The organism is Ignavibacteriales bacterium, assembly GCA_026390595.1.
GTDB lineage: Bacteria > Bacteroidota > Ignavibacteria > UBA10030 > UBA10030 > UBA9647.
In genome coordinates this window covers 100,356-125,755 of record JAPLFQ010000019.1, presented here as the reverse complement: position 1 = coordinate 125,755, position 25,400 = coordinate 100,356, and the positions used below count along the sequence as shown (strand labels likewise).

Below are 25,400 nucleotides of genomic sequence, written 5' to 3'. Positions count from 1 at the left end.
GGATCTGCCTCAGAGCGTGATGCGCTTGATGGTGAGGTTCTCAAGGTCCATCCGGCCAACACCTTGTTCTGCAGCGATCTGTATGTGCCGGACATCCTTCGGTTCCGAACCGAACATCTTCACCGCAGCGGTATCGATCGCAACGATGTCTGTCGAGAGGAGCTGCGCCTTCATTGTCACGACATCTTCTGCGGATACGCCTCTCGGTCCGTTGCGTTTCATGACATAATACGCATCGACCACATTGAGGGTCGGATTTCGGAATGTGCCAAAGTCCGCGATGCATTGGTGAAGATCGTTCCCATGCCAGTAGCCGCGATCCCACACATTTCCCATGAGGTTCTTCAGCGCACACGTGATGCGGCTGGAACTGTGGTGCTTGAGAACGGGAACATTAATGAACACATCTGCAGCGAGCACCAGTTCGTGCTCCTTGGATTGCTTGAGGACCTTTCCTTTCGGGATGGCGACTTCGTGATAATATCCTTCGGTGTGGCCCGGCGCGATTCTCCCTCCCGCATCCTTCACTGCAGCTTCGATGCCGCTGTTCTTGTAGCAGCGCTGCCATTCGTCGCACGTATGGTCGAATACAACGACTTCCTTTGCACCGGCCTGCAGACAATGCCTGATGATCTCTGCAACCAATTTCGGATTCGTGTTTCCCCCGCGCTCGGGAAGTACATCCCAGCCGATATTCGGTTTGATGACAACCTTCTGCCCCTTCTTCACAAACGTACCAATTCCGCCGAAAGCCTCAATTCCCTTTTGGAACATCTGAGCAGCTTCGCCCCCGCGCACTGCAACGAGATCAACGGTGCCTGCGGCGGTTCGAGGGGCAACGCCCGCGAAAAGATCTTTCGGTCCGCCGAGAGTCAGATATGAACCTGCCAGCGCGGAAACTCCAAGCGAATTTCGGAAAAAGGTTCGTCTATCCATCCACTCCTCCTGATTGATCGTGTCGGTTCGCTCAATTGTGACGGGTCTCTTTCCAGGAGACCTTCAGTTCAGGTCAATGCCACGCGCAGAAAACGGCACAAAGTATGCCATACAAACAAAAAGTCCCGGCCGACAACCGCCAACCGGGACTTTCTTGCAGATTCTGAAGAATCAGCGTCCTATGCTGTAGTATGTGAACCCCTTTGCTTTCATCTCTTTGGGGTCATAGATGTTCCGCCCGTCAAGAATGACAGGCTTCTTCATCATTTTTTTCATTTTTGAGAAATCAGGACGCCTGAATTCATTCCATTCAGTCACGACGAGGAGGGCATCAGCATCTTTCAGTGCGTCATAGGAACTCTCGCAGAACTCCACTTTTCCCTTGAAAAGAGGCTCGACCATGCTGTTCGAAATAGGATCATGAGCCCGCACTCTTACGCCGGCATTCAGAAGTGCGCGAATCATCACAAGCGAGGGGGCTTCGCGTATGTCATCCGTCTGAGGTTTGAACGAAAGCCCCCAAAGAGCTACCGTCTTCCCCTTCAGGTTGTCTTTGAAGTGCTGCTTCAGTTTCTTGAAAAGAACTGCTTTCTGGGTTTCATTCACCTCGTCCACGGAACGGAGAATCGTCAACTCCCGCCCGTACGACTCCGCAGTCTTGACCAGCGCTTTGACATCCTTCGGGAAGCACGATCCACCATATCCCACGCCCGGGAACAGGAACTGCTTTCCGATCCGCGGGTCCGATCCGATCCCCCTTCTGATCGAATCGATGTCCGCTCCGACTTCCTCACACAGGTTGGCCAGTTCATTCATGAACGAGATTTTCGTCGCCAGAAAAGCATTCGCCGCGTACTTCGTCATCTCAGAGCTCCGTTCGTCCATCACAATGATCGGGTTCCCCGTCCGGACGAATGGCTCATACAGTTCCTGAAGCGTTGCGCTCGTCTTCTTGCTCCTGGTGCCGATCACGACTCTGTCCGGCTTGAGCGAATCCTGCAGTGCGGATCCTTCTTTGAGGAACTCCGGGTTTGACACGACTTCCATCGCGTACTTCGATTTCTTCTTCAGCAGCTGTTTGATCTTGTCCACTGTCCCAACCGGCACCGTGCTTTTGCTGACAACGATTTTTTCAGAGTTCGCCAATTCTGCGATCTGCTTTGTGACACTCAGAACGTGCGTCAAATCTGCCGAGCCATCCTCCGAGGGAGGCGTCGGCAGGCAGAGAAAAATGATATCGCTCTTCTGGACTGCGGTCTTGATGGACGTGGTGAACTCGAGACGCCCCTCCTGAGTGTTCTTTCGAACCAGCTCCTCAAGTCCGGGCTCGTAAATGGGGATTGTTCCTTTTTTCAGGCTGTTGATTTTCTTTTCATCAATGTCCATGCAAATGACATTGTTTCCGGTGTCGGCGAAACATGCTCCCTGAACGAGGCCGACGTATCCGGTACCAATTACGGAAAGGTTCATAGTCTTATCATTCGGATTTTGGTGATTTGATGTCGAGTGTCACAAGAACACTACAGTGAAATGGAAAAAGCCTCCGGGGCGTAATCCTTCAACATGACTTTGCTCCCGTGCAGTACCAATCATACAATGCCTTGAGTCCATCGTCGAGGCTTATACCCGGAGCCCAGCCAAGCGATGCCAACTTTGAAACATCGAGGAGTTTGCGCGGTGTCCCGTCGGGCTTCGAGGCATCAAAGTGGATATCACCGGTGAACCCAACGAGATGCTTGATCTTATACGCGAGGTCCCTGATGCTGAGATCTGTTCCCACGCCGATGTTCACCAATTCCCCGATCTCTTTCGCGTCATACCGCGTCATCAAGTACACGACGGCGTCAGCAAGATCGTCTGAATAGAGAAACTCGCGGAGCGCTGTTCCGGTCCCCCAGAGCTGAAGGGAACAGCGCGACACTCCGTAGCGCTTGAGCGCTTCCTCGATCTGCGCGTCACTCGCAAGTGTCCCGAGGTCAAGACCGAATCCGAGTGGAGTGGCCTGAAGGTCGTTGCGTATCACTGCAAATCGTCCGAAGCTCAGCAGCTTTGCAAGGTGGAACTTCCTCATAAGCGCGGGAAGCACGTGGGAAGTCTCGAGATTGAAATTGTCTCCGACGCCGAACAGGTTCGTCGGCATCACGGAAAGGAAATTCGATCCGTACTGCTCGTTGTAATACCGGCACAGCTTGATCGCTGCAATTTTCGCTATGGCGTATGGTTCGTTGGTCGGTTCCAGAGGGCCGGTGAGCAGGTATTCTTCTTTCAGGGGCTGAGGTGCAAGTTTGGGATAGATGCACGACGAGCCGAGGTTCAGCAGTTTCTTTACGCCATTCCGGTGGCTCGCATCGATGACGTTCAGGGCGATGGCCAGGTTGTCATGAATGAATTCCGCTTTGTAGGTGCTGTTGGCGAGGATTCCTCCGACCTTTGCAGCCGCGAGAAAAACATACTCCGGCTGCTCCCCGGCGAAAAACCGGTCAACTTCATCACGTCGTCGCAGGTCGAGCGAAGATTGCCCCCGCACCACGATATTGTTGAAGCCGAGAGATTCAAGCCTTCGAACAATCGCCGAACCCACCAGTCCACGGTGGCCCGCGACATATATTTTCGCGTTCTTATCCAACGCCTTCCTTTATGTTCTCCTGAAGCGTTACAGAGTGATTCGTCCAGCCAAAATCCTTCTTCTGCATGATTTTGATCCCCTTGCCCGGCGGGGTCAAACCTGCACGCATCATGTCATGATCGATCATGACTTTGACAAGATCGCCGAAAAGGACGGTGGGTTTCCAGCCGAGTTTTCGCTTTGCCTTGCGGATGTCTGCCTGAAGCCCATTCACCTCGGTCGGCCGGAAGTACTTTGGATCGATCTCGACAACCACATCGCCGATTTTGAGCCCGCCGACAAAGTCCTTCCGGAGGCTTCTGATCCTGGCTTTTTCCTTGACACCGCTCCCCTTCCACTCGATCTCAATCCCTACATATTCGAACGCATGCTCCAGGAATTCCCGGACGGTATGAGATTCACCGGTCCCGACGACATAGTCATCCGGCTTATCCTGCTGAAGCATGAGCCACATCATCTGAACGTATTCCGGAGCGAATCCCCAGTCCCGTTTTGCATCGAGGTAGCCGAGGTACAACCTATTCCCGTTGCCGGCGAGCATGTCAGCGATCGCGCGGGTGATCTTGCGGGTCACGAACACTTCGCCGCGGCGCGGACTTTCGTGATTGAAGAGAATCCCGTTCGAGGCATGAATATTGTAGGCTTCGCGGTAGTTGACCACAATCCAGTACGAATAGACTTTTGCGACCGCATACGGGCTGCGCGGCTGGAACGGGGTGCTTTCGCTCTGCGGCGGCGGCGCCCCGCCAAACATTTCAGAAGAGGAGGCCTGATAGAACCGTGTCTTGATCCCGCTCCTCCGGATGGCTTCGAGCAACCGTGTTGTGCCAAGCGCTGTGATGTCGCCGGTATACTCGGGCATATCGAATGAGATCCTGACGTGGCTCTGCGCCCCGAGGTGATAAACTTCGTCCGGCCTGATGTTGTACATCATTTCGGTCATCAGCCCGGGATCGGAGAGATCCCCGTAGTGAAGATGGATCTTCGCCTGCGGCACGTGGGGGTCGACATAGATGTGGTCAATCCGGTGAGTATTGAACGTGCTTGCCCGCCGGATGATGCCGTGGACTTCGTACCCTTTGGAAAGGAGAAGTTCGGCAAGATACGAGCCATCCTGGCCGGTGATGCCCGTGATCAGCGCAATGTTTGACATCAGTTCTTCCCTTTTCGATTCATCGCGGTTCTCAACCTGGCCCAGGTGTTCGCCAGATCTTCCGAAATGAGCTTCACGTCGGTGAGCACTGGCATGAAGTTCGTGTCGCCGCTCCAGCGCGGGACAATGTGAAAATGGATGTGTTTGTCGATTCCGGCGCCGGCGATACGGCCTATGTTTGCCCCAAGGTTGAATCCGTGGGGGCCGCTCGTCTTCCCAAGAGCCTTCATTCCACGCAAGGTGGTTTCCATGATTTCGACGTATGTTTCCTTCGTCAAGGCAGCGAGGTTGGCGGTGTGCTTGTATGGCACCACCATGAGGTGTCCGCTGTTGTACGGGTAGAGGTTCATCACAAGGAAGCAGTGTTCGCCGCGCCACACGACGAGGTTCTTCTTATCCTGGTTCTCCTTGGCAATGCGGCAGAAAAGACATCCCTTGCTCTTCTTCGTGCCCCTGAAGGATGCGATGTAGGCTGAGCGCCAAGGTGAGAAGAGACGTTTCACGCTGACTCCTGATTCGTGTGAACAGTAAACAGTGAACGGTTAACAGGACTGGGGGTTAGACCTAGCGTTGGATACTCCGGGAAAGACCACTCAACATCATCTGGGTCTCGATGATATCCGTTTCGGTTGGCTCAAACGTCGTCTGATCAAGATACCCGAGCCGAACCGAGATTTCCAACTGTTTACGGCTCACCGTTATTCCTACTTCCCATCCCCCAGCAGCACGATTTTTTCTCTCCCTTTCTTCACGTTCTTCGTGGCGTTGCGCGTATCAATCACGCGCTTCGCGTTCTTCACGACCATTTCATAGTCATACTGGCTGTGGTCCGTCGTGATGAGCACGCAATCCACGCTCGCCAGCAGCTCTTTCGTCAGGGGTACTGACTCATACGAATTGCCGTTGACCTTGACCTTTGGTACAAACGGGTCATTGTAGACGATATTCCGCGCCCCGTCTTTGAGCAGCAGTTCCATGACTTTGAGGGCCGGCGAATGACGAGTGTCGTCAACATCCCGCTTGAAGGCAACTCCCAGAATCAGGAGCTTCGCCTGCGGAAATGCGACCGGCATCATGCTGATTTCGCGCTGGACCATGTTCATCACATAGAACGGCATGTTCTCGTTTGTCTCAGCGGCAAGCGTGATAAAATTGGTCTGAAAATCATGCTCACGGGCCAGCCAGGAGAGATAGTATGGATCGATCAGGATACAATGACCGCCAATCCCCGGGCCCGGGTAGAACGGCATGAACCCGAACGGCTTGGTCGCCGCGGCCGCAACGACTTCCCACATGTTGATGCCTCCCATCCTGTCACAGAGCTGGGCGAGTTCGTTGACGAGCGCAATATTGACGCTGCGGAAAATATTCTCCAGGAGCTTCTCCATCTCCGCTACCTTCGGATTGGAGACCGGGACGACGACGGAGACAGCCTGCGACGTAATCAGGCACGCAAGCCGGGTACACTCGGGTGTCACACCGCCCACCACCGTCGGCGTATTTGCCGTCGTCCATTTCTTGTTCGCCGGATCGATTCTTTCGGGCGAAAATGCTAGGTGGAAATCCTTCCCCACTTTCAGGCCCGTCGCCTCCAGTATCGGCTGTACATACCCTTCGGTCGTATTCGGAAACGTCGTGCTTTTCAGGATGATAAGATGTCCTTTGCGCAGCCGGGGAGCGATCTCGTTCGCCGACGCGACGATGTACGAAATATCGGGCTCCTTGTTCGCCGTAAAAGGGGTCGGAACGCAGATGAAGATCACATCGAGATCTGAAACCGCGTCATAGTTCGCGGCGGCTTTGAGCAGGCCGTTCCTGGTGACTTTGGCGAAGACCTTGTTGTCGACATCGTCAATGTAGTTCTTCCCCTCGTTGATGGCCTTCACTTTCCTCTCATCCACTTCGATACCGAGGGTTTCAAACCCCTTCGCGGCAAATTCCACCGCGAGCGGCAGTCCGACATATCCCAGTCCTACAACACCAATGCGTGCTTTCTTCTGTTTGATCTTGTTTTCGAGGGTAGGCATGAATATCCCGTATGTAGTTACTTGTTGGCGTTAACTTCGTGATTCGATATTCCTTGTCCGATCTTCGATCTTCGCCAGCAGGACGGCGCTGTGAAGATGGAATAACGAGCACCGATCCCGGTATGCCGAAGTCGGGCGCGACGCACCCATGAAAAACCAAGCCCGCTCTCAGCGGGCTTGATCGTTGTACGCTCAGAACTAGTCTTCTTCCTTCTCCTTTTCCTTGGCCGCGATCACCTTCTCCGCCAGCTCGCGCGGGAGTTCTTCATAATGATCGAACTTCGTCCTGTAGACTCCCCGACCCTGTGTCATGGAACGGAGAATCGTGGAGTACTTGTGGATCTCGGACATTGGGACGAGGGCCTTGATCTTCTGGAAATGTCCTTCGGATTCCATCCCCGAGATTTTTCCGCGACGCCCAGATATGTCACCCATGACATCGCCCATGTATTCATCGGGGACGATCACTTCGATTTCGTTGATCGGCTCAAGAAGTACCGGCTTCGCCTCGAGGAAGCCCTTCTTGAACGCCATCGTGCCGGCAATCTTGAATGAATGTTCGTCCGAGTCGACTGAGTGATAGGATCCGTCGAAAATTGTCACTTTTACATCGACAATCTGATAACCTGCGAGAACACCTCTCTGCATCGTCTCGATGACCCCCTTCTCAACTGCGGGGACAAACCTGCCGGGCACCACGCCGCCGACAATCTCGTCGGCAAACTCAAACCCGGTACCGCGCGGCAACGGTTCGATCTTGAGGTAGACGTGACCGAACTGGCCGCGTCCTCCGGTCTGTTTCTTGTGCTTGTACTCAACCTCATCCACTCTTGCTTTGATCGCTTCCTTGTACGGTATCTTGGGTTCCTTGAGATCGACCTCCACGCCGTACTTCTCTTTGAGTCTCTTGGTCACGATCAACAGATGGAGTTCTCCCTGGCCTGCAATCACAGTTTGGCTCAGCTCGCCGTCGACCTGGACAAGGAACGTCGGATCTTCCTCATGCAAGTAGTGGAGGCCCGTGCCGATTTTGTCTTCGTCACCTTTCGACTTTGCCGAAATCGCCATGCGGATCACCGGCTCGGGAAAAGCGATTGTCGGGTACAGCACAGGGAACCCCTTGCTGCTGAGCGTATTGTTTGTGTGGGTGTCTTTAAGCTTGACGACTGCGCCGATATCGCCAACGAAGAGCTTCGCGACATCGCGCCGCTCTTTGCCGTTCATGACGAAGAGCTGCCCGAGACGCTCGCTCTTTCCATTTGAAACGTTTGTCAAATCAAGACCGGGGACGACCGCGCCGGAATAGACGCGGAAGAACGACAACTCGCCCACGTGCTGCTCGGAGATGGTCTTGAACGCGAAGAGAGACGGCGGGCCCGCAGGATCCGGGGCGATCTGGATCTCCTGTTTCTTCTGTGTATCCGTGGCAGTAACACTGCCGCGCTCCAGCGGCGACGGACCGTATTGAACGAGAAAGCTCAGGATCGAGCCAAGTCCAATGTTCATACTCGCAGCGGAACAGAAAACCGGGAAGATCTTGCGTGACAACAGAGCAAATTTAAGTCCCTTCTGGAGATCCGCATCATGGAGCGTCCCGTCTTCGAAGAACTTGTTCATGAGTCCTTCGTCAGTTTCCGCAATCTTTTCGATCAATTCCTCGTGAAGCGCTTCTGCCCGCTCTTTGTGCTCGGCGGGAATGTCGGAATCGGTGAACTTCCCGCTGCCGTCACGATTGAACTTGTACATCCTCATTTTCAACACGTCGACGACGGAGTCGAACGTCAAACCTTCGTTGACCGGGAACTGGATCAGCGTCACATCATTGCCGAAGCGGGTTTTCGCCGAACCGAACGACTTCTCAAACTCTGCGTTTTCGTTGTCCATCTTGTTGACAACGATGACGGTCGGAGTTTGATAGTGTTTCGTGTAGTTCCAGACAATTTCCGTACCGACTTCTGTCCCTTCCACGGCTTTCAGCAGCACAACGGCGATGTCGGCGACACGCAGGGCGGAGATCACTTCTCCGGTAAAATCGGAGTACCCCGGCGTATCAAGAATGTTGAACTTGCATCCTTCCCACTCACAATGAAGAACCGACGTATTGATGGAAATCTTCCGTTCGATTTCGTCCGGATGATAGTCGGAAACGGTGCTCCCGTCTTCGACTCGTCCGAAACGTGTTGAAGTGCCGGAGGTAAAGAGCGCGGCTTCCGACATTGTTGTCTTGCCGGATCCACCGTGCCCTATGAATGCAATGTTGCGGATTTTGTCACTTGTATATTCTTTCGAAGACGCGATAGCCACGGTATCTCCTCATTGGTCTTAGGTGATAGTTAGGACAAGAGAGGACTGCTCGAGGTGAAGCCCGTTACGAACGAGGTCGGAATCGTTCGAACAAGCCTCCGATACTGCTCACGATGGCTCCAAGAACAGAAGCTACCTGCATGATGGGTTCTTCGAGCTGTTGCTGCACGCGCTCCTCGAGCAAGAGGACATTGTCTGCCACATTCTTCAGCGAGTTAAGAGATCCTTTGACAATGTCGACGTGATCATCAATTTTCTGTGCCGTCGATTTCAACCGTTCGGTAATAAATGCGAGATTTTCAAGCACAGGTTTGGAACGCTGCACAAATTCCGCCAGATCGCGTCTGATACCGGAGAGCGCCACAATGAGATAGACACAGAGTGCCGTCAAGCTAACCAGCGAAACTACCTGGACGAGTTGGAGAACAGTTTCCACGTGAAGCTCCTCTCAATCAATACAAACACAACAATCAGTCAGTTCGATGACCACGAATCCTACTGTCGATCGTCGGTTTTCGATTTTCGATTGAGTTCCACATCCATCAATCGGCATTCGGCAATCGTCAATCGAACATTACAGAGCTTTGTCCGGCTACTCCCCCTTCTTGCTGCGGGCGTCGGTGAGAATTCTCTCCGCATCCCCCATAAGACTGTTGGCCTGCTTCCGGGCATCCGTGATCAGGGAGTCAGACTTTTTTTTTGCCTCGGTCATGATTTCCGATGCCTTCGACCGGGCCTTCGCGAGGTATTCCTCGCCCTTGTCGACGAGTTCACCAGTCTTTTCCTTGATGTCGCGGCGCAGCTCTTTCCCGCTCTTCGGTGCATACAGAAGTGCCATCACGGCACCAACAACGCTGCCTGCGATAAAGCCGACGATCAAGCCTTTCGCCATTCCTTCATTGTTTTCGTCTGCCATACGATCCTCCGTGAGAAATTTTCGGCGTGATGAGAAACCCTCTACCTAGACACTCGTGCCACGTTGCCCCGGCACTCCTTCGGGCTAAACAAAGGACGCTACGAGAAAACCTTCCCCAATTCTTCGCTGCCAAGCGCCCGCCTGAACGACACGGTTCTCTATGGCGGGGAAATCTTTCCGAAAGATCTTGCCTTTGTCCATCGATTTCGTTTCGACTTGATCCAGACCGAAAGCGCAAGAGAAAGTAGAAAATAAGAGGTAAATAAACAAGGAAATCGGGAGAACCAAAAATCTCTTGTCAGGAAAAATCAGGTTGGATCAAAAACGAGACGCATTTTCCTGAATCCTTTTTGTGAGAACTCGATTTTCGGTCCTAATTCAGGACAGGGTGACGGGTTCCAAACCCACGATATTGAGCGCTCTCGGATCTACGGCAAGCATCTGGGATCAGTCACGGTGCGCAGCGGTCACTGACGGCAGAAAGCTCGTATCGAATCTCGAACAGACTGCCGGGTACCATATACAACACTGCCCTGCCGATGAAGCCGGACAGGGCAATTTGCTTGACTTTGAGATGACCCAGATCCCGCAGGAAGAATTGCAGGATCATCATTTTAGTTAGCGCTGGATCAGATCCCGACGAAGGAAGTCGGCATCCCATTTGGGCACTGGATCAGATCCCGACGAGAAGAGTCGGGATCCTCATTTTGGCAACGGAGTTAGCTTCGCTTCGCTCGCTAACTCCGGCCAAAATGGGACTTAACGCTTTTTCTTCTTATGACGCATCTTTCGCAAGCGCTTCTTGCGCTTGTGCGTTGCCATCTTGTGGCGTTTGCGCTTTTTACCGCTTGGCATAGCGCCCTCCGTTATTTGTTCTGAATGAGTGGACTAGAGTGTTGTTCGAGAAACTGCTTGGCCTGCTGACCAATTTCACTGTTGGGTGGAGCAAGAGCTATAGTCTTCTTGAACCAGGCGTTTGCTTCTTCAAACCGTCGTGCCCGGAGATTCACGATCCCCAGGTTGAAATGCGCCTGCAAGTGCTTCGGATCGTATTTCAGAGCCGTTTGCATCTGTTTTTGCGCCTCATCCAAGTCCCCATTCTCGAAATAACAGATACCGAGATCGACCCGGGCGTTCGCATCCTTGACATTCTTCTCGACGTAGCGCTTGTAGTACGTGATGGCCTTATCGAAGAACCGGCCGTCGTGGCTCATATTCGCAAGCTTGAGCAGAGTCTGCATATCGGCAGGATTGGCTGCGAGCACTTTCTCCAACTCGGAGATCTGACCGGCGAGTTGGATGTTCGCCGCCGGCATCTGGGGAACTGCAGACTGCTCCTGAACTGCAACTTGTTCCTTCTTCGAGAACAATTCGACTCCAACAACAACAATCAGAAGAAGTCCGAGGAAGCCGAAAATCACTTTCCAGGAGAACAGCGAGCCGGCCTGGGATTCCCGTTTCTTCGAACCCCGGTCTTTTTCCTGCCTGGCCGACTGGTGTGAGGACTGAGACTGATGCCTTCTCGCCCCCTGCAGCTTTGCTCCGCAAGTGCCGCAGAAAGTCGCATCCGCCGCATTTTCCGAACCGCATCTCTTGCAGGATCTTACACCACCCGACATTTCGCCTGCCTCAGCGGTAGGTGGCTCGGTTGACCAATCAACGACCTTGCCACAATGCGGGCAGTTCTGATCACCCAATTTTATCCACTTGCCGCATTCCCCGCATGAAATCCTTGGCTTCATCTTCGGCTATCCTAACGTTTTCTTCAGATTTTCGTCGACCACATGCTTCAAGTCTTTGGAAACCTTGAATATCGGGACGTAGTGCTCCTCAACCTTCACCTGTTCGCCGGTTCTCGGGTTGCGGGCCATTCTCCCCTTCCGTTTCTTGACTTTGAAGCTGCCAAAACCGCGGATCTCGATGTTCTTTCCCGCCTTCATTGCATCGATGACGGTGGAAATGAATCCGTCGACCACAGCTTCAGTTTCGACCTTCGTCAGGCCCGTGGCTGCTGCAATGACATCTACGATATCAGCTTTTGTCAAGGTGCCTCCTGTGAGTTGTTAGTACGGTGACGTAAACTTGTATTGCAGCACGGGTTGGTTCAAGAGTTCATGTTTCAAGGAAGCCAGCTCCGATATTGTCTCCCCCATCAACCTTTCCATGAACGACCTGATCTTCCGCTCTTTCACAACTTTTGGTTTTCCCTTGATCTCACCAAGTTTCGCGGCGATACTCACGGCGTCTTCGTAGGTTCCGAGTGTGTCGACAAGTCCGTATTCACGCGCCTGGCGTCCGGTGAAGACACGTCCGTCAGCGTACCCGAGGACGATCTTGCGGTCCAGTTTGCGTTCAGTGGCCACGACTGTCACAAACTGATCATACACGTCCGCCAGCAGCTGATCAAAGAACTTCTTTTCGTCTACAGTGGTCTTGCGATACGGAGAACCGATGTCCTTGAACTTTCCCGTCTTAAACGTGGAGGCATCGACTCCGATCTTGTTCATGAGCTCGCCGAAGTGAAGGAATTGGAATATCACGCCGATACTCCCTGTCAGCGTGCCGGGATTCGCCATGATCTTGGTGGCTCCGCATGACACGTAGTAGCCGCCACTTGCAGCGACCGAACCCATGGAAACGACAACCGGCTTGCCGGACTGGCGTGTTTTCTTCACTTCTTCGTAGATTTCCTGGCTCGCTGAAACGCCGCCTCCGGGGGAATCTACGCGGAACACGATGGCCTTCACCGACCGGTTCTCGCGATACTTTTTGAACTGCCGGACGATATCCTGCGAATCAATGATCGGTTCTGCCAATTCCACGACGGCGACGCGCTCACCCGACGTGCTCGCAGACTCATCATCCGGCGCGCTGAAAATGAGGGTGACGATGGAAATGAGAAAAAGACCTCCCATTGCCAGGATGAATACGGTGATGCCTAATATCCACTTCGCCGTGTTTGACATCTCTCTGCGGATCTCGATTACGCCCCGAAGTTAGAGGCTACAGCTCCCACCACGTCGGGTCGCATAAGTTATTGATATACTTAAGATTATACGAATACAGTGTTTGAAAGTCAAATAAGAAATTTGGGTCAAGTAGGATGTCAGGAATCCCCGTTAAATTGAGGAATTCCAAGAAGGCCTTCCTGGTCAGCAGGCGCCACATTATAGACGGCGAGTCCCAACCCTACCGGATTGGGACTCGCGCTCTTGGAACACCTGAAACAACTATTCCTTTGGTTCTATTTCACAAGTATCATTTTCCGCGATTCGATGTAGATCCCTGCCAGCAACCGATAGAAATACGCACCGCTTGGCAATTGCGGTGTCCACTGCACCTGATAGAATCCAGCCTTTTGAATCCCTGAGACAATGGTTGCGATTTCTTCGCCTAGCACGTTGTATACCTTGAGAAGGACTGGACCGTCGAGAGGAGTTTGATAGCGAATCGTGGTGCTTGGATTGAACGGGTTCGGGAAGTTCGGGTGCAAGGCAAACGTTGTTGGCACTGCGCCACCAAGTTGCTCCAATGATGTCGACACAACCGTGATGAAGTGTCTTATCGTGCTATAGGGGCCGTAGCCAGCGGCGTTCCGACCACGCACTCTCCAGTAATACGTTGTTGCCGGACTCAAAGGGCCGACAACCCGAGTCGTCGTGGTGAGTGTTGTGTCATCAATTACATTGGCACTGAACGTAAACCTGGAGGAGACCTGAAGTTGGTAGATGATCGCACCTTCACAGGGACTCCAACTCAGCGTGGGACTCATGGGTACATTTCGTGCGCTGTCGATAGGCTCGATCAAGGTTGATGCCGAAGGTGCGGCCAACGTGGTAAAACTCCAGACAGGCGAGAACTGGCTCCAACCACTCGCGTTGAAACCGCAAACTCTCCAATAGTACATGGCGCCGTTCAGGAGAGGACCAACCTGACGTGAGACCCCGATCAGCGTCGAATCATCCAGCACCAGAGGATTGAAGAGAGATGAAAGGGAGATTTGAAGACGGTACTTCGAAGCGCCTGTCACCGCCCCCCAACTGAATGTGAGAGTCATCGCAACACCGGCACTCCCGTTGGCAGGTTGAGACAATAACGGAGGAATCGGTTGGGCCTTGAGTGTCACAAAGGAGCGCACATCTGACCAACCGCCGAAGCCGTAAGAATTCTTCGCTCTGACGCGCCAGTGGTACGTCGCCCCTTCTGAAAGCAACCCCACCTGCTTTGAGGCGTTCGCCAAGGTGGAGTCATTGACGATGAGAGTCGCGAAGAAAGGACTTTCTGATACCTGCAGATGGTTCAATCCGGCACCGGGAACAGATTGCCAGGAGAGGGCCACCGGAATGGAAATCCCTTGCGCACGGTCCGCGGGACCAATCAAGAAGGGGGCCGAAGGGACTCCGGTAACGGACGCATATAAGTCGTTGTAGATCTGGTCGCTGATGGGAAACTTCAGGTTCCTGAAATCGGCACGGAGGTCTTTGGCGAAGCCATACGACATGGCCGTCACCAGAAGGGTTGACCGGAAAGTATCAGCGGCTGCTGTGTTATGGCCCTGGTCAAACTTCTGCCACCACGATGGATTGAAGCCTTGAAGGAGCCCGGTCATACGTTTGAGGGGTACTCGATATCCCTTTTCCTCAGTCTCCGCTTGCCTGCAGAATTCAAACGCGATCGTGCTGAAGGTGGGCAGAGCATCATCCTCCTGGGTGACCGGATCATTCCATGACGTGAATTTCTTCCCTCCACTGATGTAGGTGTTGTAGTTGTCGCGAGACCACATCATGAAACCGGTGAGATCGGCGCCAATCTCCCACGCAAGGTCATCGCTCAGGCCGTAGAATCGAGAGTGATTAACAAGCTCATAACCGGCGGCGTATGCATAGACCTGTGCCATGGTCTCAGAATAGATCGCATTCGCGTTTCCGTCGATGCGTCCACCATAGTAATAATTGGCCGGACAATTCAGGGTGTAGTTGTGGCCCATCTCATGAAAGAGCGCTGTCCACCCAATATGACCTTGCATGAAGGCATCGCCAACACCAAATGCGACGGGATTCGTGTACCAGAGGCTATAGGCACCTTGGAACGCGGAGTCCCTGAGCATCAACTGTTCGAATTTTGAGTCCACCAGATAGATGTTGTCGTTTACAAAATCCTTTTCGATGGACGATACAGCCGAAGCGATATACTCGACGGTCGATCGCGACAGTGTAGTAAAGAATCTGTCGGCGAATCCTCCAAGGCGAGGGGGCGTGTACAAGCGTGTACCGAGTGTGACAGGATTGACCGGAATCCGGACAGCGATATCAGGCGAAAGCGCAATAGGCGACACCGTCGGTCCGACGAACCGCATGAGGAGAATGCATGAATCTTGCTTCCCGCCGGAATAATGGGCGGTAACCGTGAGGAAGTAATTCTTCGAAACATTCGAGTAGGTGTGTGTTTGAGGGAAGAAGCCACTCGTCGTCATTCCATCACCCCAGTTCCACGTAAAGGGTGTGGTGGGCGCCTGACTATCGACACCGTTCACTCTCGCGGCGCCGGTAATCGTATCGACGGATTCGACAGTGAGGTTGAGGGTGGATGACGTTCCAAAAATAATCTTCTTGTAGTCGAATGAGTTACCTTGGCCTGAAAGCCTGGGGCATATCAGAACAAGAGGCAGCAAGAGTGACAACGACCGCCCGATAAGCCTGTGAGTCATTATGAGTCTCTCCTAGAGCGATGAACCATCATGTCGAGTATCATCTGAGCAACACCATTCGTTTCGTCTCGACAACAGCGCTGTTCCCGTTTGTCGGGTAAGCTTCGAAGCGATAGAAATACACCCCGGTAGGCATTGTTGACGCATCCCAACATACTGCGTGAGTTCCGGAGTGCTCAATCCCGTTCACGAATGTTGCCACTACCCTTCCTAACATATCGTAGATCTTGAGCACGACCTGGCTATTCGAGCCAAGTTGGTAGGGAATCCTAGTTGCCGGATTGAAGGGGTTCGGATAGTTCTGACTCAGTGAAAACGATTTCAGATCGCCCGCGCGGATGTCCTCGACAGCTGTGACGACTTCGGAGAGCGGACGTTTCCAGACCGTTGAAGAGACCCCTGCGAACATGTTCTGTCTGCTAACCGCGAGAGCCTGGATTTGAGTGCTCACGGCATCGCCGCTGACCAAAGTCCATTGCATCCCGAAATCTGTAGAACGAAACAGCCCATGACCTGTAGCGGCGATGACATTGACAGCGCCTGCTGAGCCGGTCGAGATCGTAAGAGCGCTGACAGAAGAATCCATCAGTCCGTTGTTTCGAGGGATCCAAGTCATTCCGCCGTCGGTCGTGAGAAGAACCCCCCGGTTGTCTGTTCCGACAAGGAGGTTCGCTTCGTATGTGACCAGCGCGTTCAGGCGGGATGCATTGATGTTTGTCCCTTGCTGCCTCCAGGTCATTCCTCTGTCCGTCGATGCGATCACCTGCACCTGATGCAAGTCCAGTGCATTATTTCCCGCAAAGATTGTAGGCGATTCATTACCGACTTGCGAGACAGCGAACGCGTGCACGTCCCCCACAGCCATATTCGCGGCCTTCCATGTTGCGCCGCCGTTGCTGGAGATGTAGATGCCCCCCGCACCGGCCACGAGGTGTGTCCCCCCTTGTTCATTTGCCACGACCGCAAGAGCGTACACGTTGGGGAATTTCATGCCGACGTTGTTCTGATTCCATGTTGCGCCGCCGTCTGTCGAGAGAAAAGCCCCGCAACCATTCGTACCGGCAAAGACCTTTGAATCAAACGCTGCAAGGGCATTCACGGACCTGCACACCAGTCCCGAGTTTGCAATCGTCCAGCTGGACCCCTCATCAGAAGAGACGAAGACTCCGCTTCCCCACGTGCCGGCAAAGAACTTGCGTCCTCCATTGCCGTCCGCTATAATCGCAAGTCCCTGGATATAGGGAAATGTCAGTCCCGTATTCACGGGCACCCAGCCAACACCATTGTTTGTGGAACGATAGATTCCGCCGCCATTTGTGCCGGCGAGTATGCATGGATTTCCTGTCCCCACCGGTGAAGGGGTGAGAGCATACACATGGAGGTTGTTCAGGCCGTCATTGGCTGGCACCCAACTTGCGCCTGTGTCAGACGACCTGAAGGCACCTGATTTGTACGAGCCTACGAACAGAATCTTACCGCCGGTTTCGACTGAAGAGATTGCTGCACAGGACAAATTGGTGTCTGGCAAACCCGAATTCACTTGAGTCCACAGTGAACCGTTGTTCACCGACAAAAATGCACCATGATCGGTACCCGCAAGAAGAGTAGAGCCAGCCACCGCAAGCGCCTTCACATTCAGTCCATGTAGACCAGTATTGACTGGATTCCACCTTGCCCCGTTGTTTGTTGACCTAAAGACGCCGCCTCCCCATGTCCCTGCAAAGAGGTTCTTGCTTCCGTCATCGCCGACGGACACTGCCAGCGAGGTCAGAAAGAGATTGGTCAGTCCTGAATTTACCTCAAACCATGTTTGGCCGAAGTCGGTAGAGCGTATGACGCCGCAGGGTTCACCGACCGCCCCCCAAGTGGCGGCAACGAAGATATCTGTCCCCCCTGATCCGTCAAGCGCAGCCACGAGCCCGTTAGTCCAGGTTCCGTCAGCGAGATTGAGCTTCTTCCAATTGGCCCCGTCATTTGTTGAGAGGAAGATCCCGCCGCCGTAGGCACCAGCGAACACCGCTGCACCGGAAGCGGCAAAAGACGTGAAGTAACCACCACAGAGTTGGTTGGTTCGAACCCATTGTGCGAACGTTGAGTCTCTGCTGATCAAGATGGAAACCATCACGGCGAGAAGGTATGATAATTGTTTCACGCTCGTTCTCCTTCCGAAGTGCTGATCGATCTACTTGACCACAATCATCTTTTTTGTCGCCACGAGACATCCAGCTCGAAGCTGGCAAAGATAGATGCCGCTCGGAACTCTCGTGGTCCACTGGACTTGGTAACAGCCCGGCCCCTTTCTCTCATCCACGAGTGTCGAGACAAGCTGTCCAAGCATATTATAGATGCTCAGCGAGACATATGTTGGCTCGGAGAGTTCATAGCGAATTGTCGTACTCGGATTGAACGGATTCGGGTAATTCTGCTCCAGCACAAAGGATTGCGAAGTCTCTGTTTTTGATTCCAGCCGGACGGAAGTGATAACACCCCCCGACGTCGTCTTCACAAGATCGCCGTGATACGTGCTCATCCAACCGGTGTTTGCGTCGACAAAGCAAAGACCCATTATACTGGCTTCGAACGGTGGATTGTTCGGCGGGGACCACAGGCTGCCGCCATCAATCGTCCAAGTGGCGCCGCCATTCGTCGTATGCAGCAAATACGTTGGAATCGCGCCCGACGCAACTTGGCCTGCGATCCAGCCGCAGTTGGCGTTCAGGAAGTACATTGACTTGAGCTTGGTCGAACGGTCTATCGGGGCGTTCGTGAGTTGTGTCCACATGTTCCCGCCGTTCGTGGTCTTGAATATCTTGGCAGAATCGCCGATGACCCATCCATTGTTAGCATCCACAAATTGTACGCGATTGAGACTGCCAGCCGTATTGTCAGAACGTTGCTCAGTCCAAGTTGTCCCACCATTCGAGGTACGAACGATGGAAGAGCCGGTGCCGCCAGGAATACCAACAATGCCCCAGCCGATATTTGCATCGATGAAATGGGGTGCGAGCAAAGAGGTATTCGAGGTGTAAGCAGTCGTCCACTGGTTCCCCCCATCGGTCGTTCGTAGGATCGCGTAGGTGAAACTCGATTGAATCCCGGTCAGCACTTCGACCCACCCGTGTGTCGCGTCAACGAACTGCGTTCCAAATGCAGTGCTCCATCCCGCAATGGACTGTTTTACCCAAATCGATCCCCCATCGGTCGTCTTGAAGAGCACCGGCCCGCGCGATTGTTGCGATGTCCCGAGTGTTCCAATCACCCAACCCGTCGAGGGCGAGGTAAACGACATAGGGGACAACGCTCTGAGGTTGTCGGTGTTGAACCAAACAGTATCTGTCCCGGCCACATTGACGGTTGACCAAGCCGATCCGGAATTCGTCGTGTGAAGCAGTTTTCCGTTACCCATCACGACCCAACCTTCTGTTGGACTCACGAATTGGATCTGACCGAGAGCCGTGTATCCAAGTGGCGAAATCTGTGCGGTCCACGCACAAGGGCGCGGGATCATTTCATACAGACCTCTGCGGAATACGCCGCCTCCTATTGTCCCGGTCACGATGTCCGAGCCTATTATGCCAAAGCTTATGACCTTCACATTCGTGAGTCCAGTCGAGGCTGTCCGCCACACCGCGCCGTTGTCAGTGGTATACCAAATCCCGAAATTATCCCCAACGAACAGGTTCGTTCCGCTCACTCCAAATGCCCAAATTTGTTGTGTAGCCAGCCCGGCGGCTGACCATGACGTGGCATTATTTGTGGAGCGATACACGCCGCTCCCTTCAGTTCCGGCAAACAGGTTCGCACCCTCTGAACTGTTGGGAATAACGGCAAGCACGTTGATCGGTTTGTTCGGCAGCCCGACACTCGTCGGCACCCAACTCCTGCCATGGTCGGATGAAAGAAAGACCCCACCATCGTACGTCCCAGCGAACAGGTTCGTGCCGCTCACTGCAAGGCACATAACGGAGAGGCTTGCTAAACCGGAATTCGCGGCATTCCACGTTGCGCCGTTGTTTGAGGAAATGAAGACGCCCCCCATGGTGCCCGCGAACAGGTTTGTGCCGGAACTGCCGCTTGCAGGCATCGTCGCGAGTGCCAGGACCGTCGTGTTCGTCAGTCCTGAGCTTGCAGATGACCAACTGATTCCATCGTTTGTCGAGACGAAGACGCCCGCCCCTGTGCCGGCAAACACCGTGTTGCCCGAAGTCCCGGTGGTTACTGCAAATGCATCAACGTTCAGGTTTGTAAGACCGTCGTTGACAGTCGTCCAACTCGTTCCATTGTCGGTTGAACGGCAGACTCCACCGCCATATGTCCCGGCAAACAGATTTTTGCCGGAGACTCCGAATGCGTAAATCACAGTGTTCGCCAGTCCTGAGTTCTTGCTGACCCAAGTCGATGCATTGTTGGTGGATAGGCATACGCCTTGATCTGTGCCTGCGAAGAAGCTGGAACCGCCAGTTCCTCCTGACGGGACGAAAAGCAGAGCGTTGATTCTGTTCGTCGCCAAACCTGACACGATTGGGCTCCAGGATCTCCCTCCATCAGACGTTGCAAAAAGCCCTGCACCCGTTCCTGCGTACATCACGTTTCCGTTTGCAACCAGAGAGTAGATGTAAAGGCTTGTCAGACCGTTGCTGGCAGCAACCCATGAGGAACCATTTTGCGACATGCGAAAAACTCCCTTGCCGTAGCTTCCCATGAAGAGACTTGACTTTCCTGCGCTGTCCGGACCCACGACCATGGAGTGGGCATACGCCCCCGTGAGCCCGGTATTTGACGCTGTCCAATTTCCGCCGTCGTTTGTCGAATAGAAGACCCCCGAACTGGTGCCCGCAAAAAGAGCCGTTCCGCCCGCGGCGAGTGAACTGACGGCAAGCGAATAAACAGCAGATGCCGACAATCCCGAATTGGTTGCTGCGTTCCAGTAGGCTCCTCCGTTGGTGGACATATAGACGGCGGGGCTTGAACTGACTCCGGCAAAGATCTTCGTGACTCCGCCTGAGTTTATTCCCACTGTGATCGCGTTAACGGAGAGACCGTTGACGCCCACGTTGTTCCAACTCTTCCCGTTGTCGTTCGTGAGAAAGATCCCTTTGTCCGTGCCAGCCAGCAGGCTTGTTCCATATGCTGTAAGCGCCTTGACTGGAGTGTAGGCGAAGCCGCTGTCGATGTGCTTCCAGCTTGTGCCGAAATCAGTCGACAAGAATACACCGCCGCCGTCTGAACTCCCCGCAAATACGTTTGTACCGATCGCCGCAAGGGTAGAGACTGCCCCCCCGGTAGGGCCATTCGTCTGGATCCACTGTGAGTTCATCACGTTCGTGCTAAAAAAAAAGGACAATGCGGCTAAACAAACTCGGGCACAGCGTTTCATGATCTGCTCCTTTCGAGGTCGGGATGGTGCGTTTGGTATTTCGCCAAGGTCCGTCCGCAGGGTTGCCGCTTGCGTCGGAATACTGCCATCTGAAGATAAGCTCACTGATTCTAACGGATGAACGTCATCTTCCGGAGAAGCGTGTGGCCCCCGGACTGAAGTCGATACAAATAAACCCCGCTGGGCACATCTGCCTGCCATTGAATCCTGTACAGTCCAGCATGCTTTTCTTCATTCACCAGGACAGCCACTTCTTGTCCAAGCAGATTGAGGACTTTCAAAGATATGAACGAATTCGCCGGCACGCTAAACTCGATAGTGGTGCTCGGATTGAAAGGGTTTGGGTAGTTTTGCATGAGCCTCAGCTGACCTGGGACTTCATCGGTCGCCCTCTCGATCGATGTCGGGTTGGAGAGTTCGCCTCTTGCGAACGACTCTATGTTGCCCGGGCCTCCACACGTCCTGAAATGATATGTCTCCACCTGTCCCGGCTGGTAGGTCACAGATCGAAAGATTATCTCATAGTCGTACGCTCCCGACCTTTGTTCGCCAGGCCAAAGGCCGCGTGTCAATCCGGAAGGATAGAAGGAGCCCATCACATATCCGCCATTCTTGTCTTCGATAGCGCACCAGTCGATGGCCTGCTTGAATTCAGCGTTCGGGGCATCGGGGTTAAAGAATTCAGCAGGAAATGGACTTGAGTACACTCTGCCGTTCGATTTGAACGATATCGTGTAGCTGGTGTCGCAGAGCATCGTCGTTTCGACGGTCAGATTGATGCCGTATGTGCTCCCGCTATCCAAGTAGCACTTGACCTCCCTTGAGGTGTTTGTGATGACATAGTCGACCGAGAGCTCATAACGATTCACGGAAAGTGTGTAGGTCTTCTCCACACTTAATCCAGAAAACGCAGAAGGCGGGGGAACAATCAATGTCTGTCTCACACGAGCCGATTGATCGGCAGACGGGAGTATCTCGGTTTGATACTTCTCCAGGCCAATAGGTGATGGCCAGCCTCCAGGCCATTTTGCTGAGTCGTCGAAGACACCAAATCGTTGTGCAAGAACTGCATACGGCAAGGTGGAATCCCAGGCAGCGATATCTCTCCGGAGGCTCTTGACATACCATCCGATCACTTTGCCCCCAGTCTCGGCGATCGTGATTTTCACCAAATCGTTTTCAAGTACAACTGCGTTTCCGATGCTCGCGCGGCAGAAGTATGCCTTCGCGGGTCCAGCGAACGAACATACGTGGATGATACAGAGGGCGATGAGAATTGCTGCCAGGCGATTCATGTGTGAGGAATCCTCTCGGAACTCTGAATCGTGCGGGATGAGGGCTAGCGCCTCGAACGTGCGTGTCCGGCCTGATGCGGCTTCAGACAATGAGAAGAACTTGTTTTGCGTGATCGTTTTTGAACATAGTTGAAGAACCATTGAGTTGAATTCCGCGTTTTCCATTCTGCGTGAAGCGCCGTACAGGGCTCTATGCTCCGGAGAGCAAGCAGAAGGTGCTTGTTCAAAAGCCTCGCATCCGGACCGCGAACGGTTGCTTTCAGAAAGAAACCCACATCAGTGTGAATGATCTTCCTCCTCGGCGAGAGATCCCGAAGGGCGCGTTCAATGACCTCAGGTTTTGAAGTATCGATCCAAGCAGTAAGGGAGTACGTTTTCACAGATCTTGTGGCATCTCTCTGAGACATTTCTGATAGTTCTTTATACTTCACATCGACCCTCATGCAGAATGTCGGGGCCAAGAAAAAAGCCGAACCGCCATTCTCACTTCTGGCAATTCGGCTATCTATGTTATGTCCTGACCGAAACGTCGACTTGAAAGCCGACGCTCAAATATTTCCTACTTACTCCTCACATACTTCTTATTAATCGTCACCTCCTTCACAAATTTCCCTCCATCCCAATATTGAACGCCCCGGCGCATCTCTTCGAAATACCCTTCCTCGATCTTCCGGCTGAGCTTGCCCGCTTTTTCGAGGTCATGGTGCAGAGCAACAAACTCGTCTCCTCCCCTGACCCGGACGCAGTTCATGTGACCGTCAAATTCGAAGAATACCTCCGCTACGCGATCACCCCGCTTGCCATCTGTCAGATATCTGGTTGTGCGTATGACGAGACCGGAGCTTTCCTCAATCCATGAATTGTTCTCGCCCGGCAGACGAAGTGACAATCCAAATAGATCCGGATCGGGCAGCAGGATGTAAAACTTCTCCGCGGCAGCTTCGATATCTTTCGGCGTGAATCCGGTCGCTGCCGGAGCGTGTCCAGCAGCCTTGCGTGGATCCAGAACCGCCAGGACATTCTTTTTGAATGCGTTGTTATATCCTACTGCCAGGATGTCTTCCCTCCCATCCCCATCAATGTCCTTTATCGCAAGTTTCACCCAACCGGGATGCCAATATTCCGCAATCGGCTTTCCGTTGCTGGCATCCAGCATACCCACAACTGCCGGCCACCAAGTGGCGTGATGTGCGACGAACACCACACTGTACTTCCCATTCCGGTCGAAATCCCTGACCCCAAGTGGCGGCTGAATCAGATAATCGCCAGAGAATGCCACTGAGTCGAATGTCATGACGGGATGGTAAGCCACAATCCATCGGTCGTTCCCGTCCGCGTTAAAGCATCGAATCGAGGTCGCTTGATAACTTCCGGGAGGCGCCTCTGGATGAGGCGACAGTAAAACAGCCTCTTTCTTCCCATCTCCATCCACATCTTCGAGTACCGAGAAGTTAGTCAAAGCGGTCTTGCTCGTTTTAAGGTCGAAACCCGGGACGACAAGTTTTCTCCAAAGTTCTTCACCATTCTTGTTCAATGCGACCAGAAATTCGTCCTTCGCACGCAGATAAGCAGGGCTCGCATCTCTTGTTACGAGCTTCGGCACGACAAGCATGAGCGCGGCTGCAACCAGGGCGAACGCCCCGGTCCAGCGGATGGGATACGTCCTGAAGGAACTGATGACAACCTCAGACGTCGCACGGCGACCCGGGATGACGGGCACCGCGCTCTCACCCCCCGTCTTGCGCACCAGTTGCCCGGAGACATTCAAGGACGGGAGAAAAGCAGGAGCCTCCGCCTGCTCGATCTCTTGCACATCCACATAGTAATCCCTGATCTTCTCCACGAGATCTGCGCATCCGGCACAGTCTGCCATGTGCGACGCAATCTCCTTGCGGCGATCCTGCACTTCAGGTGCGCCGAGGACGTAGAGCGCCAGTGTCGATTCTTCCAAATGTTCCGTTGTCGCCAAAGCTTGACTCCCGTTCTCCTCTTGTGTACCTCACAATGACTAGGGTGCAGATTCCTCTTTCTTCAATTCATCTCTAAGCTTGTTTTTCGCGCATCTCACGAAGTACTCAAGTACTGGTTTGTGCCGATTGATATACTCTTCTTTGGTCACAGCGGGCATGCGAGCTGCGAGGTAGTCGAAAAAGTGCTTCTGGCCGTTGCGACCGGCTGTAATAGAATCCGACAGAATTTCCGAGGTTGTCCGGAGATACACGTCAAGCAATTGTTCGCTTATCTTGCCGCTTCCCACGTAGTGTGGATAGACTTCCTTTCGCAGGATCGTGCACGCGTCCTCTACGAGTTTCAGACCTTCCTCCAACTCCACCTGCTCGATTACGGCCACGCGTTCACCTGAATCAGATTCAGCGCCCAAGGCGTAGATTTCTTTGAGCACAGAAACGACCCACAGAAACGGTGCTACGCGCTGATATTCCTCCTGACCTTTCATGCAATCGTGGAGTTTCGCCAGCATCACCGGCATGGGATCATGGAGAAGCACAACCTGCGAGAGACGTTTTCGCAAATACTCAAACGGTGCGGGAGGACGGTCCAGAAGAAGTTCGACCTCGCAGCAGGCGAGAAACGTCTCCCCAAACCTGACAAACTTCTCAAAGTACCGGGTACGCGTCAGTGACACGTCAAGATTATGCAGGATCTTCCCAAACGACGGGTCCGCGTCGGCATGAAAACGGATGAGGTTGTTGTTGACGCGACCGAACACAATCCGTCGCAGCGTATCAAAGAGAAGGGCATCTGAAGCCTGATCCGGTTCTCCCAGTTCTTTTCTGAAGAACTGTTCGATCTCCGTGAAGCGCCCACCAGCATCCCGGACGAACAAATCCGCGATGCAGTCATAGATCAAATCCGGCTGCTGGAGACCGAGCGATTGGAGGTTGATCCGTCCTTGGATGATTCTCTTGCGGATCAATGGAAGTGCGAGAGCATAACATGAACGCACGAATTCACGCACATCATGCGGTGTGTAAGTACCGGAAAGGATGCTCAGTAGAACAGCTCTATAGGAAGGATTGATTTTCACGGCACAGTGCGAT

18 protein-coding genes are annotated in these 25,400 nt (G+C 53.4%); all 18 read right to left on the bottom strand.

Going from position 1 to position 25,400, the window contains the following annotated elements; all coding sequences use genetic code 11:
• Positions 1–9: 9 nt before the first annotated feature.
• Positions 10–936 (bottom strand): DUF362 domain-containing protein, encoded by a 927-nt coding sequence (locus tag NTU47_08070; protein ID MCX6133752.1) that lies wholly within the window; start codon positions 934–936, stop codon positions 10–12.
• 171 nt (positions 937–1,107) lie between these two features.
• Positions 1,108–2,406: a UDP-glucose/GDP-mannose dehydrogenase family protein gene (locus NTU47_08065; protein ID MCX6133751.1), complete on the bottom strand. Its 1,299-nt coding sequence runs from the start codon at positions 2,404–2,406 to the stop codon at positions 1,108–1,110.
• A gap of 88 nt (positions 2,407–2,494) precedes the next feature.
• On the bottom strand, positions 2,495–3,562 hold the full coding sequence (locus tag NTU47_08060; GenBank protein ID MCX6133750.1) for a GDP-L-fucose synthase: 1,068 nt from the start codon (positions 3,560–3,562) through the stop codon (positions 2,495–2,497).
• Positions 3,555–4,715: a GDP-mannose 4,6-dehydratase gene (gmd, locus tag NTU47_08055; protein MCX6133749.1), complete on the bottom strand. Its 1,161-nt coding sequence runs from the start codon at positions 4,713–4,715 to the stop codon at positions 3,555–3,557. The genes NTU47_08060 and gmd overlap by 8 nt, the downstream gene beginning before the upstream one ends.
• Positions 4,715–5,218, bottom strand: a complete 504-nt coding sequence (locus NTU47_08050; protein MCX6133748.1) for an HIT domain-containing protein — start codon at positions 5,216–5,218, stop codon at positions 4,715–4,717. Before NTU47_08050 ends, gmd begins: the two co-directional genes overlap by 1 nt.
• Positions 5,219–5,419: 201 nt before the next feature.
• Complete coding sequence (locus tag NTU47_08045; protein ID MCX6133747.1) at positions 5,420–6,742, bottom strand: nucleotide sugar dehydrogenase; 1,323 nt, start codon at positions 6,740–6,742, stop codon at positions 5,420–5,422.
• A gap of 198 nt (positions 6,743–6,940) precedes the next feature.
• Complete coding sequence (gene fusA / locus NTU47_08040) at positions 6,941–9,046, bottom strand: elongation factor G (GenBank protein MCX6133746.1); 2,106 nt, start codon at positions 9,044–9,046, stop codon at positions 6,941–6,943.
• A 64-nt stretch (positions 9,047–9,110) separates the two neighbouring features.
• Positions 9,111–9,482, bottom strand: coding sequence for a hypothetical protein (locus NTU47_08035; protein MCX6133745.1), 372 nt, complete (start codon positions 9,480–9,482; stop codon positions 9,111–9,113).
• Between the two features lie 156 nt (positions 9,483–9,638).
• The gene (locus tag NTU47_08030) at positions 9,639–9,962 is read right to left on the bottom strand and encodes a YtxH domain-containing protein (GenBank protein MCX6133744.1); all 324 of its coding nucleotides are present in this window, start codon (positions 9,960–9,962) and stop codon (positions 9,639–9,641) included.
• An 866-nt stretch (positions 9,963–10,828) separates the two neighbouring features.
• On the bottom strand, positions 10,829–11,581 hold the full coding sequence (locus NTU47_08025; protein MCX6133743.1) for a tetratricopeptide repeat protein: 753 nt from the start codon (positions 11,579–11,581) through the stop codon (positions 10,829–10,831).
• A gap of 129 nt (positions 11,582–11,710) precedes the next feature.
• Positions 11,711–12,007 carry an integration host factor subunit beta gene (locus tag NTU47_08020; GenBank protein MCX6133742.1) on the bottom strand — a complete coding sequence of 99 codons (297 nt, stop codon included), beginning with the start codon at positions 12,005–12,007 and terminating at the stop codon, positions 11,711–11,713.
• An 18-nt stretch (positions 12,008–12,025) separates the two neighbouring features.
• Positions 12,026–12,928, bottom strand: coding sequence for a signal peptide peptidase SppA (sppA, locus tag NTU47_08015; protein MCX6133741.1), 903 nt, complete (start codon positions 12,926–12,928; stop codon positions 12,026–12,028).
• 278 nt (positions 12,929–13,206) lie between these two features.
• Complete coding sequence (locus tag NTU47_08010; protein MCX6133740.1) at positions 13,207–15,669, bottom strand: T9SS type A sorting domain-containing protein; 2,463 nt, start codon at positions 15,667–15,669, stop codon at positions 13,207–13,209.
• 40 nt (positions 15,670–15,709) lie between these two features.
• Entirely contained in the window at positions 15,710–17,821 is a 2,112-nt protein-coding gene (locus tag NTU47_08005; GenBank protein MCX6133739.1) for a T9SS type A sorting domain-containing protein, read from the bottom strand.
• Positions 17,822–17,851: 30 nt separating this feature from the next.
• Positions 17,852–20,986, bottom strand: a complete 3,135-nt coding sequence (locus NTU47_08000; protein MCX6133738.1) for a YCF48-related protein — start codon at positions 20,984–20,986, stop codon at positions 17,852–17,854.
• Positions 20,987–21,156: 170 nt separating this feature from the next.
• Positions 21,157–22,341 carry a T9SS type A sorting domain-containing protein gene (locus NTU47_07995; protein MCX6133737.1) on the bottom strand — a complete coding sequence of 395 codons (1,185 nt, stop codon included), beginning with the start codon at positions 22,339–22,341 and terminating at the stop codon, positions 21,157–21,159.
• A 559-nt stretch (positions 22,342–22,900) separates the two neighbouring features.
• Positions 22,901–24,292 (bottom strand): hypothetical protein, encoded by a 1,392-nt coding sequence (locus tag NTU47_07990; protein MCX6133736.1) that lies wholly within the window; start codon positions 24,290–24,292, stop codon positions 22,901–22,903.
• Between the two features lie 57 nt (positions 24,293–24,349).
• A complete protein-coding gene (locus NTU47_07985; protein MCX6133735.1) occupies positions 24,350–25,387 on the bottom strand; it encodes a hypothetical protein in 1,038 nt (345 codons plus the stop codon).
• Positions 25,388–25,400 lie beyond the last annotated feature (13 nt).